The organism is Bowmanella yangjiangensis, from assembly GCF_017255015.1.
GTDB lineage: Bacteria > Pseudomonadota > Gammaproteobacteria > Enterobacterales > Alteromonadaceae > Bowmanella > Bowmanella yangjiangensis.
In genome coordinates this window covers 38,274-53,479 of sequence record NZ_JAFKCS010000004.1, presented here as the reverse complement: position 1 = coordinate 53,479, position 15,206 = coordinate 38,274, and the positions used below count along the sequence as shown (strand labels likewise).

The window sequence follows — 15,206 nt, the reverse complement described above, 5'->3', positions numbered from 1 at the left end:
TGCCTGATACGGCCTTTACTTAGTGACCACCTGAATCTGTTCATCCAAATGCTCAAGGTTATCCAAGCGGATATCGGTGTTGAATCCCAACAGATTACCGCTCCAAATAAACACCTGCCATACCAATACGCCGAATGGAATATAACCAAAATAGCCCAGCAGCGGCATCTCTGAGAACAGATGGATAACATTCACATAGGGAATGTTGTAAACCCAATAATTTGGATTAGTCAAAGTGGCATGAAACGCATGGCTGCCAAAGTTCCAAAACTCCCAAAATAAACCATTACACAACGAGGCAACACCAATCAGTACGCCAGCGCTCCAGTCCCCTTTAGCGATATCAGTAAAGGGATTCCAGATATTCAGGCGCATCAAGATGCCGGTCATTACGGCAAAGGGACCAATCCAGACAACCCAGAAAAACGGGTAAGGCCACATCACCATCAGTCCAATAAGAACCGTACCAATACCTATCATGGTATTGCCATTAAGTGGCATTTTGGGGCCGTTCTTATAGCGGGCCGGCAAAGCAGGAAAGGTTTGGAACAGGCTGTACCATTGAAACAATACCGGCGTGACCGTGCTGTAAGTCACCAGAAACTCCAACGCCAGAACAGGATAGGGCCAGGGAGCCTGATGAGCATCGGGGTAATACCAATTGCCCAGTACAAAATAGTCGTAATATTCAAAGTAAGCCCAACCGCCAATGGACACCAGCGCCGCAATAAACAATGTGGTTGGTCGGCTGGCGAATAACGACTTACCGTTATTGCGGTGATAAACCAGCCCGTCTAACACCAGGATAAATCCCCACCATAAGGGTGTGAATGACCAGTAAACCAGATCGCCAAACGCCGTAGAGTGGGACCACATCAACCACCAGAAAAATAAATTAAGTACCAACCCCAGCCAGAACCACCAAGGTAACGGCTGCTTGGCGGGTTGTGGCAATGGCGTGGCGCCTTTAAAGCCATATAGTTTAGGAAATAGAATTAAACCGCTGATATAGACTGCACCGGCCCCAACAGCCAGAAAAACCCATAGATTAAAACCTGCAGCCTGCTCAACAAACTGCGGAGGAAATACACCAAATCCAGGTGGTAGGTGAGTTGGGTAAACAAACCACGCTACAGCAAGTGGTACGATCAAAGTCAGCAAAACCGGCCAGATCAATTGAAATCGCATCTAGTTGCTCCAGTAACATCCTTTTAACATTGAATTTCAGTCTGCCACAGGTATTCTTTTTTCGTCAAAGACTTGTAGGAAATTTAAGCAATTGACTAGCAAAAATCTTCTGCCTTCATGGCAACCTGGGTTGGCACGTGATGCCATTTTGGAATTTATCGAACGAGTTACCCATCCAGAATCATTGGATTTTGTGCCCCAGGAGCAACGCATAGCAACCTTCGATAATGATGGCACCTTGTGGCCGGAAAAGCCGGATATTACCGAGCTGGTATTTCTCAAGGATCTGATGCGTTTTGATGAGCCTTGCTCCCTGCCAATAGGTGCGGGGCTCAGGCAAAAAATCAAACACTGGTTACACCACATTCATGATGAATTGATTGAACACACGGATGACATCCGCGAATATCGCTATTCCCCGGGAGACGACACCCTGGCAGCAGCCATTGCCCATGGCTGGACTAGAGTAGACATGCGGCGAGACTGGCAACAGGTGTTCAGTTGAACACCTGGTTAAGGCTAAAAGTGGTAGGTTACTTCAACCCCAAGCTGACGAGCTTCGCCACGTAGTTCAGTTACGGCTGACAAAGCTGCAATAGAATCAAAACGCAGTTCATGATATTCACGATTGAACAGGTTTTTTCCCCACAACGCGAGTTCCCAAGCTTCGTTTGGCTGATACGCCAAACGTCCGTGCCAAATACTGTAACCCGGTTGCTCAAGGTAGGGGTTTTCATTCTGATCAAAGAAAAACGACGATTGGTAATCAAAGCCCAATTGCGCCAGCATCCGGCCGCCTGCCAGGTTCATTTCATATTGCATCAGGCCGCTGAAATTCCACTTAGACGTAAAAGGTAACTGGGTGCCTGCAACATAAATGTCGCCTTCTCGGTATTCACCCAACTCAGCTTTGGGTAAGTAGCCCAGATTAAAATCCAGCATGAGTTGGCTGAAAGGAGTATATGCCAGGCTTAGCTCAACGCCATGAATCCTGGAATCACCGGCATTCTTAAGTACGTGATATGGACTCAAGCCAGTGGTCTGGTTAACAAACACCTGCTGATCCTGATAGCGGTACCAAAACGCTGCCATATCCAGATTCATGTTCCAGTCAGGCAGGTAAAATCTGGCCCCCACTTCCCAGGCATTCAGCCTTTCTGGGGCATACTCTGAATCTGCAGCCTGCTCAGCACTGGTGGAGTAGCCACCGTTATAACCGCCGCTTTTATATCCTCGAGAGTAACTATAATAAAGGCTGGTTTGCGCTGACATTTTCTGTACCAGAGCTAGCTTCCCAGACCATTCGGCATCTTCCACCTCGCCTTTGATATCCCACAAAGAGGGGATAAATGCCCCTTCTACATCCAGATCACTTACCGCGTGGTACTCGGTACTCTCATCGGTAAAACGTAAACCTGCTGTCAGGATCCATTGCGGGTTTAGGTAGTAGTCCACCTGGCTGTAGGCTGATAGAGAGCGATTATCCAGCTTGTTGTGATAGAAAAACTGCGCGGCATTGGCAGCTAGACTAGGTATAGCCCTGAAATCGCGGAACAAATCGAGATCGCTGTCCTGTAAGAGCTGTTCTTGCAAGTAAAACAGTCCCATTTGCCAGAAGCTATACTCCCCCTCCCGACTTAAACTTAACTCCTGACTAAAGAACTCACTGTCAGATCCCAATGACCCTTCAATAAAATTACCTGGCCCATCTGAATCAAAGGAATGAAAGCGTTGCAAGTCTTTATAGGCAGTGATGGACTTCAGACTCCAGATTTGATTTAGCTGCCACTGCCATTGCAAGCTGGTCCCCCAACTGTCTGTATCGTGACGTTTGTCCGCCGTATCCGCTTCAGTTTGCCAGAAGTCATCTGTAGCAGGGGCAAAACCGAAGCTGTCGACACACCGCCGACTACCTACATCAGCCGGTAAGCAGCGTTCTCCACTTACCGGGTTCTTCAGAATACCAGCGCTATATATTGGCTTAGGAGCACCGCGCCAATCTTCGGAATACAGTTTGAGTAAAACGGAAAAATTGTCCCATTCACTGCTAACGAGCAAGCGCAAACTATCCTGGCGCATGCCCCCATCCTGTCCATTCGGAGCAAGATTTTGCATAGAATAGTCATAGTCCAGATGGTTGATTGCCAGACGAGCCGCAGTTTGCTCCCCCAACGGCAGATTAACGGCTGCCTGGGCTCGCTGATAGTCATGTTCCGCCAGCGACAGACCTGCGTATCCATCGAACTCCATTTCAGGCAGCCTTGAGGAAATAAGAATGGCACCACCTGTGGTATTGCGACCAAACAGGCTTCCTTGAGGCCCACGAAGTATCTCTACTCGCTGAATATCAAACAGGTTGCTATCGAGAAAATTCGCACCTCCGCTCACCACATCGTCTGCATAAATAGCGATTGGTGAAATCGTCGAGGTGTTGTAATCAAACATCCCGATACCACGTATATTAAACGAGGGCGTCGTACCTTCTCCGGCAACCTTAGAGGACTTAACGTTGGGAGCCAGCGCGGCCAACTGTGTCGTATCTTTAATCTGTTGGCGCTCGATTTGCTCGCCGTCCACTAGGGTAACGGCCACCGACACATCACGAATATCCTGCAGGCGTTTTTGCGCCTTCACTTGAATGACTTCGATGTTTTGTTCTTCAGGCACGGATGCCGCATTCCCTATAGAAGGACTGGAAATGAAAACAGCGGCAGAGCCATAAAGGAGTTTAACTAATGACATGCAGGATCCAGCAAACGAAAACTTAGAATAATGCGCTTTTAACTAGTCAACCTGACACTAGCGCCGAATTTCGCTTCCCTTTGAACAGACCACAGGCGAATGGCTGGTAAATCCCTAAAAATCCACTGATGGAAGCCTAGCAGATTTCCATGACACTTTGTTGCTACAGGATAAAACTATTTAAAAAAACGTTAATTTCCTGTCGAAAAAAGCGTTAAGTGAGTATCTTAACAAGACACCTAATCTCCATTAAGCTCTTCATTTTGCAACAGTCCGTTTTGGTATAGGCATGGAAAAATTCAACGAGTATACAAGCCTCAGCGAACTGCCAGCTTTAAACTTTCACCTTAAGCTGTTCAAAGCGGTGGCACCTAGCGGTGAAAAAGTATTTATTAAACAGCGGATAAATGGGGCGTCCTCTTCTCAAGTACCAGAAACCAAGCTTCCCCAGTTTAGCTTCAGCCCCACAAAACTGACGAGTTTCGTTGAAGCAGGCCACTATATTGAAGTGTTAGCCATGTCTGATAACAGACTGGATCTTTGGCAATTCAGTGCCCGTATAGACGCACAGGATGTCGGCACGCGACTGCAAGCAATGGTCAGCATAGCCAGCGCATTAGAAGAAATTCACAAGCATAAACTTATTTGCGGCTACCTTAATCCCCGCGCAATTTACTGGTCAGAGAACGGTGAAAACCTTAGTGTGATTGATCTCGGTTATCCGAGCGTTGTCAGTCAGATCAGCCGTCAGGATCCTAAAACACAAATCGATATCAATCAGTTGCGTGCCATGGCGCCAGAATCTACCGGTCGGGTAAATTGTCCCATGGACAACCGCTCCGATCTTTATTCTCTCGGCACCCTCTGTTATTTCCTGGCTTCGGGCCACTTTCCTTTTGAAACGGACGATGGCATTGAATTAATTCATGCTCATATTGCGTCTGCACCACCTTCTTTAAGAGAGCTTAACCCTTCGCTTCCTGTACAGCTATGTAAGATAGTTTCGCGTCTGCTCAGCAAGAATCCAAATGATCGTTATGGCGATATCAGGGGGGTAGTTGAAGATCTCGCTAGATGCCTCAGTTGTTGGCAACAAACGGCCAGTATTCCCAGCTTTCCTTTATCAGTAGCGACGGGCAGCCAACGATTGCATTTTTCCAACAAACTTTATGGTCGGGACGAACAAGTCAATCATTTGCTAAGTGCTTTTCAGCAAATGCAACTACAAGGTCTAAGTCGTCTGGTATGCGTTAAAGGATATTCTGGAATAGGCAAATCAGCCATCATCGATCAACTTGATCATCCCAAAACGTTGAAGAAGGCTTATTTCATAAGAGGAAAATGCGAGCAATATCAGAGAGATGGATTGTTTGGTGCGGTCATGGAAGCACTCTCTGATTTGGCCGAGCAATTGCTGCTCGAAGATGTTCAACAACTCACACATTGGCAGAATACCCTTAAGGCAGCAGCGGGAGATGATGCCTACCTACTCAGTGCCTTTATGCCTCAGTGGCAACCTATAACTGGCTCCGCCAGCAATAGCCTGAGTAACGATTACCAGGATGCCAGGTTTAGCAAGCTATTAGTGCGTATTTTTAAGGCATTTGCGCAGCAGAATAGGCCTGTAGTGATCTTTCTTGACGATATGCAATGGACAGACACTGCCAGCCTGAAGCTGCTAGAGGAATTATTTAAAGACAAGCAAATTAGTAACTTACTGGTGATATTGGCCTACCGTGATAATGAGGTCGTCGAACCACACCCGCTGCTCCACAGTATTAAACAGATCAGCGACCAAGGTGGTCAGATAGAGTATATCCAAGTCAGCCCATTACCGCCTGAGAGCATTACCGAATTGCTGGCAGATACTCTGGATCAGTCGCCGGAAACACTTGCTCCCCTCGCGACATTGCTGATGCGCAAAACCAACGGCAACCCGTTTTTTGTTCGTCAGTTTTTATTAGCACTCCACGATCAGTCATTGCTGACGCGTAACGATAGTGGCCACTGGTGCTGGAATATCAAGGATATTGAGCAGCAGAAAATTACCGACAACTTGGTCGAACTCACCACCCAGCGCTTTGCCAGATTAACTCGCACCAGCAAGGCACTGTTAGGTGTCGCCGCGCTACTAGGCGGCAACATTCAATGCGATTTACTTGCCGCACTGCTGAATTTATCCACTATCGAATTAGAAAACCATATAGCCGAAATTGTTGACGAAGGCATTATGACCGCCTTCACCGACAGCAAAGGAACTCGTATTGTCAGCCTGCGCTTCAACCATGACAGGCTGCAGCAGACAGCTTTCAAGCTCAATGACGCTAATGCCAGGCGGCATATCCATCTCGCCATAGGAAATTACTACTTAGAACATTATTCTGAAACACAACAAGCGGAACTGGTGCTGGATTTTGTTGGTCATCTGAATGCCGCCGCCGATCTTTATCTGGTTGATAGAGACAAATTCCCCCTGGCCGAATTCAATTTACTGGCAGGTGAAAAGGCATTGGCCGCTAACGCTTATGCCGCTGCACGAGCCTATTTAGAGCTAGCGGCCAGCTTTCTGGAAGATAGCGATTGGTCTTTGCATTATGCACTTTGTTTCAGGATCTGTCAGGCGCTTGCCAGCAGTTTTTACCTAACCCAAGCTTATGAAGAAGCTAACCATCTTTGTCAGTTCTTAATTGAACAAGTACAGACGCTCAAAGACAAACTGCGGGTCACAAAATTACAATTGCTGATTTTATTCGGACAAAACCAGTTAGCTGAAGTTTATCAGTTGGGTGCTCAGGTATTAATGGAAGCCGGCTTTGATATTCGCGATCCAAGCGGCATCGGGGCTCTCTATCTGGATCTGGAGCACCTTTACGATAAACACAATATACACGCTCTGCTGGCTAAACCCGCCTTAACTGACGAAACCCTTCAGCTTGCCATTGAAGTGCTGAATGTTTTATCTACCGCCGCTTTTATATTGGGTCCCGAGCACTATCTGATGGTAACCCATGCCATGGTTGAATTAAGCGTCACACAAGGTAACTCTGCACCAGCCAGCCGGGCCTTTGGATCCCATGCCATCATTCTGTGCGGTGCATTCGGTCAATATCAGCAAGCACTGCAATTTGCTAACCTGGCCATTGAGGTTGATCAACAGTATCAACACCGCTACACCCCTGAAGTACAGTTCCAAAAGGCCGCAGCCGTACTACCTTGGGTTGCACCATTAAGTGATAGTCTGGAGAGATTAGAGAGCAATATATATGTAGCAATGGACGATGCTAACATAGAGTTTGCCGTGCATTCTGCCTTGTTTTATAGCTTCTATCTGTGCCTGAGCGGCACCCCCTTGGACAGGGTGATTTCGCAAATGGATAAATATGCGCGTTTCATCGCAGACAAACGCATTCCCTACAATCTGGAATTTATTAACCTGTGGCGTCAATGCGTAATAAATTTACGCAGTGACGAGGGACAACCACTGCTTTTGTGCGGCAGTGCATTTGATGAAACTCACCAGCTTGAAGCACTGGAGCAAACAGAGAACCTGACCATCCTGTTTTGTTATCACTGTGCTAAGTTAATCCTGGCTTATTTGCATGATGATTTAGAACTGGCGACCAAGCATTACAGATTAGCCGAACCTCTGGCAGCGGTTGCATTTTCACTTTATCACCAAACTGAGTTTCATTTATTTGCCGCCTTGTTGGCAGCCAGACTTAGCCAAAGCAAAGAGGATGAGTGGCACCAAATACTCATTAGCAAGCGTGCCTTAATAAACAACTGGGCGAACAGCACACCAGATAATCATCTGCACAAGGTCATGTTATTAGATGCAGAGTTAGCCCGATTAGGCAGACAAGCTGATGGTTGGCAAAAGTACGAAACCGCTATTGTTGCAGCCCAGCAAGCTGGTTTTTTACAGCACAAGGCCATAGCGGAAGAACGCTACGCCGACTTTTGGACGCAGATGGGCAATCCCGACTTTGCCAGACATCAACAATCCAAAGCGTATCAGAGTTATCAACTTTGGGGAGCTAACAGTAAAGCCCGCCATATGCGTGTGCGTTTAGGTAACGTGCTAACAACAGAGATAAGTAACTTACAGCATAACGATGATGTGGACTTGGCTTCGATACTCAAGGCCTCAGAAACCCTGAGTGGAAAAGTCAATCTGCGAGCCTATTTGGACAGAATGATCCATATCATTGTTGAGAATGCTGGTGCACAGTCAGGAAGCCTGCTGTTCGTTGACGATGAAAACCTGTTGAAGAACCGTGCCGGATACCCCGAGCTTAGGCATCAGGATGATTTACCTCAGAGCTTGCTGACTTTAGTTAGCCGGACACTTAAACCCAAATTAGTTAATGATCTTAGTCAAGCTGGCAGCCTTTCAAAAGATCCTTACCTGCAACGAAAACGTCCGCAGTCTCTGTTATGCATACCAATTATCGTTGCTGGCAATTACCGGGGAATTTTGTATCTGGAACATTTCAGTATGACAGGTGCATTTCCCTTTGATCGAGTCAATGTATTGCAGTTGCTGGCGAATCAAACGGCTGTAATGTTCGACAACACTCGCCTTTACCATAAAGTTAGTGAAGCCAATCGTAACCTTGAAAGAAAAGTCCAGCAGCGCACTGCAGAACTCGCCGCATCCAAACTGAAGGCCGAAGAAGCCACACAGGCAAAGTCTTCCTTCCTGGCCAAAATGAGCCACGAGATACGTACCCCGATCAATGCTGTTATCGGTTTGAGCCGCTTAGCAATGAAGACCGAGCTGGATAAAGAACAACTGGATTACATCAATAATATCCAGGAATCCGGTGAGACCTTACTGAGTCTGGTGAACGACATTCTCGACTTCTCGAAAATCGAAGCCGGCAAGATGATCATTGAACATTGCAGTTTCTCGCTGAATAAGTTGCTGCAACGCAGTATTAATCTCAATGCATTTCGTGCACATAGCAAAGGACTGGAACTACTGTGCGATGTGGATAGGGACCTCCCTGATAGCCTTTTGGGTGACCCACTGAGAATCCAGCAAATATTGGTAAATTTGCTCAGTAATGCCATCAAGTTTACTGAACATGGGTTAGTCCATCTTCGCATCACAGGGCAAATAGGAGATGACGCTAATTTGCTGCTGCGTATCAGCGTAAGGGATACTGGCATAGGTATGACAGAAGAGCAGCAAAGCCGGCTATTTCAGTCATTTACTCAGGCCGACGATTCTGTCACCCGGAAATACGGTGGAAGCGGTCTGGGATTAACCATCAGCAAGCAACTATGTGAGTTAATGCATGGGCAAATATGGCTCGAAAGCGAACTGGGTATAGGCTCAACCTTTCACGTCAGCCTTCCCCTTCAGCGTGCAAATCAGTCAGAAATCCAGCCAAGCTGCTGCAGCGCCAAGCACATAGCACAGATGCGGGTACTGGTGGTTGACGATGTGCCTCTGGCCAGGAAACTTCTGTTAGGACTACTAGATGAACTAGGCATAAAAGCAGACCAGGCTGACAGTGGCACCCAAGCCATCGAAATGGTGCGCCAGGCGGCCATGGAGAAGCGTCACTACCATACTATTCTAATGGACTGGCGCATGCCAAATATGGACGGTATTGAAGCATCCAGGCGTATACAACAACTTGGGCTGACAAATTCTCCCCGGGTCCTCATGGTTACGGCTTACGATAAGCAGGATGCACGTAAACAGCTAGGCGATACCCAAATAATTCAGTTTTTAGAGAAACCGGTAAACCACTCGACCTTAGTGGATGCTCTCACCAACGTACTTGCAGGGCAACATCAATTATCCCCCCCTGAATCCACTAAGGAATTCGTTGGAATACCAGATCTAAGCCGTTACAGAATTTTATTGGTCGAAGATAATGCCATTAACCGGCAGGTCGCCGTGGGGCTACTTAAAGACACCGGCGTAAAAATAGATACAGCGGAGAACGGTTTAGTTGCACTTGAGAAATTGCAGAAGCACGACTTTGATCTGGTATTAATGGATATCCAAATGCCACATATGGATGGCCTGACAGCCACCAATCTAATCCGCCACCAGTTAAAGCTCACAGAGCTACCAGTTATCGCCATGACCGCGCATGTTATGGAAGCCGACAGGCAGAAAAGTCTGGAGGTAGGAATGAATGAGCATATCTGCAAGCCTCTTGATCCTGACAGTCTCTTCCAAGTATTAGTCGCTCAATTACAAGCTTCGCCGTCTTTGCAGCCCCTTGAGACTGTGGCAGCAAAGCTAATCGCTGACACACCTGAGCTAACGCAAATTTCACGCATTAAGCAATTGAATTGCAAGAAAGCCATAGACAATATGAGTGGTAAATCTCAGCTGTACCTAAGCTTATTGCATGATTTCTATCACGAGCAGCAGGAAACTGCGGTGCAACTGCAACAACTTATGTTGGCCGGAAAGTTGGATGAACTTCTACATTTAGTTCATTCATTAAAGTCTACCTCCGCTTATATTGGCGCCTTTGAAATATCTAAACTTTGTGGCGAATTGGAAAGCTTGCTGTTGAAAAAGAGTTGTGATGAGAGAGCACTCACGACAATTTGTCAGATGTTGGAGCAATTACTTGATGATCTCAGCCCGTATTATGCGCTTAACCAAGGTGAGCAATCTGTACAAAGATTCAATACAGAACAATTTAGGCAAGAGTTAAACCTTTTGCTGCCACTATTGCAGCAGTCTGACTTCGCCGCTGAACAATATCTCGCCAACCTAATAAATCTGGCGCAGGATACCCCTTTTGCAGAGCAACTGGCCGGTATCAGCCAAAAAGTGGGAGAGATTGAATATGAGAAGGCTGCCAGGATGGCGGGGCAACTAATTGAACAACTGAACAGAAGCTAACCTATGAAGAGCGTACTATGTTTCGAGGTCGTAGCCTCGAGAATGGTGTGAACTCTGGCTTCGCCTATTGCGCAAGGCATGATTGTTTTTTATGCTTGCCTGATAAGGATAACAATAAATAAAAACACAAAGGGAACGTCTATGACAAAGGGTCGTCTTACAATTGCAGGTTGCGGCCTGCATCCAGGCCATATGACCTTAGAAACACAAAGCCTAATTCAGACGGCAGAAGTGGTTCTTTTAGTTGCCCCTAATCCGCTCTCCATTCAGCACATTCTGCAACTTAATCCCAATACCGAACATTTGGGTCGTTTTTATACTATGGGCTACTCCAGACCTGAGATTTATCGGCAGATGGCCAAACGGATTATTGAACTGGTCACCGAAGGTAAGGACGTCTGCACCGTATTTTACGGTCACCCAGGGGTTTTTGTTTCTTCTACCCGCATGGCCAGCAGGGTCCTTAAACCTCTGGGCCACCAAGTACGAATGCTACCAGGAATTTCAGCCGACGCCTGTTTATACGCTGATTTAGATCTGGACCCTGCCGATACAGGTTGCCAATCTTATGAATCTACGCGTTTTTTATTAACCCGTCGCCAAGTGGATACCAGCGCTGCACTGATATTGTGGCAAATCGGTCTGACCGGTGAACATAGCATGGACCACTTCAAACCTGGCGAGAAAGGGCTAGATGCGCTGACCCAATTATTGCTGCAAAGCTATCCGACCGATCACCAGGTATGTCTATACGAGGCACCGATATTTGCAGGTTTCGAACCAAAAAGGGATTGGGTTACTTTGGCTGAACTGCCCAAAGCGGAAGTAAATACAGTAACCACCCTATATGTGCCGGCTTGTAAAACTCCAGAGTTTGCCGAAGACCGCCTTACCTGGCTAGGTCTGACTGAACAGGATATTCATCATTGGGATGAGTATGAAGAAGTAGAAAGTGAAAGCTAAACCATAACAACAAAAGGAAAACATTATGGATAATCTAAGTCGTTTCTACATTGAGTTGGCAACAGACGCCAATAAACTTAACATCTTCAACACGGGTAACACAGCCGAAGAACTTGCATCTAATCGTCGACGTCTGCTATCAGAAGCCGGGGTGGAAAATGCGGAGCAGTTGCTGGCGATGGATAGTGAGACACTCCGCCAACGCATGGCAAGCGCACTCATAGCCTCCACGGGCGACTGGAAAGGGTTAGAAAATAGCTCTGCCAATAGTGACAATAAAGACAATATAGGTCGCATTGGCTTAACCACACATTAAAAACGTGATTAAGTTAACTAAGACCTTATTACTTTTACTCTTTCTTCTGCCAGCAATGGCAGAAGAAAAGAGCGTCATTTCTGAAAGACCAGATATATCAGAGATAAATTTAGACTTTGTTGAAGATCTCGAAAAGCAAGCACGCAAAAATCCCTCCACAGCATTAACAGTTTCAGATTTAATACTGTCAAAATATCGAGAGCAAATTTCGCCAGATTTGTTAGGCAGAATAATTAACAGCAAGTCATACGCACTTTACTTCCTTGGTGACTATGAAGATTCAATGAAGAATGCACGTGATGCAGAAGTGTTAGCCAAAAGAAATGAACTTTTTAAGGTGAAGGCACGTGCAAAAATGTTGCAAGGCAATGTATTACAGGTATTAGGCGAATACCCTAAAGCAATTAGCTTATACAATGATGCCGCAGAGATATACAAGGAAATTGGAGACAACAAATACCTAGGTTATTGTTACAACAACATTGCGAATTCTTTTGAGCGCTCTGGAAAATACCAAGCTGCACTCTCGTATTATGAGAAGTACAAGTCGCTAAACAAGGAAAACACAGAGGCCGGTGTTGAACTGGGTATTGCTACTGTTGAATTAGCGATGGGAAACATTGAAAAATCAATAACCCATTTTAATTTATCAATGCAGCAGTATATGAATGATGGCGATGAGCTTGGAATTGCATTGGCTTCCAACGGCCTAGGTGATGCGCTTTCCAATCAAGGAAAACATGCTACTGCACTTGAACGCTATAATGATGCTATCAATATTTCCCAAAGAAAAAACATTAAGTATTTAGAAGCATCGACGCTGAGAAAAAAATCAGTAGCACTGCTAAAGATCGCGAATTTAGACGAAGCACTCCAATCAGCTAACTTAGCCATCTCAATATCAAAAAAAGTAAATGAGAAATTAGAATTAGCGGAAAGCTACCGAGTTCAAGCAGAAATTCAAGAAAGATTGGGAAATTTAACTGAAGCCTTACTCAGTTTAAAAAATGCGGAAAAAACAGACAAAAGCTTTAGGAACGAGAGGGCGGCTACGCAGTTGGCTGTCATGCAAGCCTTATTTGATAGTGAGGCAAAAGAAGCACAAATTGCAGATTTGGAAGAGCAGAATAGACTACTAGGTCTTGAGCGGGAAATCAGTCAGAAACGCAGCGAAAATGCCTGGTTAACTGCCACCTTATTGTTTGGATTACTGGGCTTCTTAGCCTTATGGTCCATGTACATGCATAGAGAGAAGACGCGTTTAGCCAGGCTCAGCAAACAACTAGCTGTTGCCCGACATGACGCAGAAGCTGCGACTGAGGCCAAATCTGCATTTTTGGCCAGAATGAGCCATGAACTCCGCACCCCTATTAATGCTATCACCGGCCTTAGTCGACTGGCATTAGAGACTCGCTCAACGAACGAGCAACGTAGCCATCTGTTGAACGTGCTGGATGCCGGGGAAATCCTGTTGCGTTTGGTGAATGATATTTTGGATTTCTCACGCATAGAAGCAGGAAAGCTAACCATAGATATGGTTCCTTTCGCGCCCCGCGAGGTGGTCAAATGTGCACTAAATATGCACATGCTTCAGGCTCGAGCTAAGAACCTGCAATTAATTGAAAAGATTTCCCCAGACATGCCTACGCAACTTTTAGGCGATCCTTGGCGCATAAAGCAGATCTTGAACAACCTAGTGAGTAATGCCGTTAAATTTACCGACAGTGGTGACGTTACTATAGAGTTGACTGCGCGTCAGTTACCTGACAATCAGAACCTTGTATTACTTGAGGGTGCTGTCCGTGACACGGGGATTGGCCTGAGCCAGGACCAGCAAGATGCACTATTCCAAAGCTTTAGTCAGGCAGATGACTCGATCACCCGAAAGTATGGAGGAACGGGTCTGGGACTGGCAATTTGCAAACAACTCTGTGATTTGATGGATGGTCGAATTTGGATTGAGAGTACCCCAGGTGAAGGTGCTTGCTTCAGATTTTCCTTGCCTCTGGCACAAGTCAATAAAGCGAGTATGCAAACTGTCGTTCTGGCCAAAGAAACATTGATTCCCGATTGGTCGCAATACCGATTGTTGTTGGTAGAAGACAATGAAGTCAATCGGCGGGTGGCACTGGGCATTTTACAAAAGACTAAGGTTGAAGTGGTGGTAGCTGAAAATGGCCAACAAGCGATCAGCAAATTGCAGGACGAGTTTTTTGATGCCGTCTTGATGGATATTCAAATGCCGGTCATGGACGGACTCACAGCAGCAGTTATTATTCGCCAGGATATGGAACTGCAAATTCCCATTATTGCTATGACAGCACATGCTATGGAAACGGACCGCCAGAAAAGTTTGAAGGCTGGTATGAACGGGCATCTAGCAAAACCGTTCGACAATAGCAGTTTATTTTCTATTTTGGCTGAACACCTTCCCACAGAGCGCACCATTACAGCATCAGATACACCTAACAGTGATTCTCTAACCTGGCAAAATGAGCAATTAGCGGGACTCGAGGTGCAACAGTCGATAACCAGATTAGGAGGCAACCCCGAACTTTATCGAACCTTGCTCTGTTCTTTCTATCGTGACCAGCAGGACACGCCTACACAATTAAGACAACAACTTGCAGAAGCACAATTTACTGTATTGTTCAGGTTGATACATTCGCTCAAATCTTCCAGCGCCTATATTGGTGCCCTTGGCTTATCCTCGCAATGCAGCGCATTAGAGCCAATACTTGAACATGGACCCTGCGACCCGAAAGCGATATTGATGATTGCCGAAGAGTTGGAGCATTTGCTGCAAGGTCTGGCACCAATGGTGAAAGAACAACAAATGGCTCATTCAATGTCATTGTCTGAATCAGACTTAGTTGAGGCGCTGCGGCAGATTTTAGATTTACTCAAGCACTCAGACTTTCAGGTAGAAGACAAACTGTTCGCCTTAAGAGACATAACAGAGGATTCCCTTATCAGTGAACGTTTGGCAGAAATAATTAAAAAAGTAGAAGATGTCGAGTACGAACGAGCTGCAAAATTGACAGTATCCCTGCTAAACGAAATAGAGAGACACGAACAAAAAAGCCCCCACAAAGTGATTAACTCTTAATTTGG

At 46.1% G+C, this 15,206-nt stretch carries 7 protein-coding genes; 5 read left to right on the top strand and 2 right to left on the bottom strand.

All coding sequences use genetic code 11. From position 1 onward, the window contains the following. Positions 1-15: 15 nt before the first annotated feature. On the bottom strand, positions 16-1,188 hold the full coding sequence (locus J0A65_RS06025) for a hypothetical protein (protein ID WP_206593241.1): 1,173 nt from the start codon (positions 1,186-1,188) through the stop codon (positions 16-18). Positions 1,189-1,279: 91 nt separating this feature from the next. On the opposite strand from J0A65_RS06025, the gene J0A65_RS06020 reads away from it, so the two are divergent. Continuing rightward, complete coding sequence (locus J0A65_RS06020; RefSeq protein ID WP_206593240.1) at positions 1,280-1,693, top strand: hypothetical protein; 414 nt, start codon at positions 1,280-1,282, stop codon at positions 1,691-1,693. A gap of 14 nt (positions 1,694-1,707) precedes the next feature. Here the strand turns inward: J0A65_RS06020 and J0A65_RS06015 are convergent, their stop codons facing one another. After that, positions 1,708-3,855, bottom strand: coding sequence for a TonB-dependent receptor (locus J0A65_RS06015; RefSeq protein ID WP_206593239.1), 2,148 nt, complete (start codon positions 3,853-3,855; stop codon positions 1,708-1,710). A 364-nt stretch (positions 3,856-4,219) separates the two neighbouring features. Here J0A65_RS06015 and J0A65_RS06010 point away from each other — a divergent pair, with 364 nt between their 5' ends. The 4 genes from J0A65_RS06010 to J0A65_RS05995 all read left to right on the top strand — a co-directional run bounded on the left by J0A65_RS06010 (position 4,220) and on the right by J0A65_RS05995 (position 15,201). Then, positions 4,220-10,813 (top strand): ATP-binding hybrid sensor histidine kinase/response regulator, encoded by a 6,594-nt coding sequence (locus J0A65_RS06010; protein ID WP_206593238.1) that lies wholly within the window; start codon positions 4,220-4,222, stop codon positions 10,811-10,813. 78 nt (positions 10,814-10,891) lie between these two features. After that, entirely contained in the window at positions 10,892-11,776 is an 885-nt protein-coding gene (locus J0A65_RS06005) for an SAM-dependent methyltransferase (protein ID WP_206593237.1), read from the top strand. Positions 11,777-11,801: 25 nt separating this feature from the next. After that, the gene (locus J0A65_RS06000; protein WP_206593236.1) at positions 11,802-12,092 is read left to right on the top strand and encodes a hypothetical protein; all 291 of its coding nucleotides are present in this window, start codon (positions 11,802-11,804) and stop codon (positions 12,090-12,092) included. A 4-nt stretch (positions 12,093-12,096) separates the two neighbouring features. Continuing rightward, a complete protein-coding gene (locus J0A65_RS05995) occupies positions 12,097-15,201 on the top strand; it encodes a tetratricopeptide repeat-containing hybrid sensor histidine kinase/response regulator (RefSeq protein WP_206593235.1) in 3,105 nt (1,034 codons plus the stop codon). The last annotated feature ends 5 nt before the right edge of the window (positions 15,202-15,206 follow it).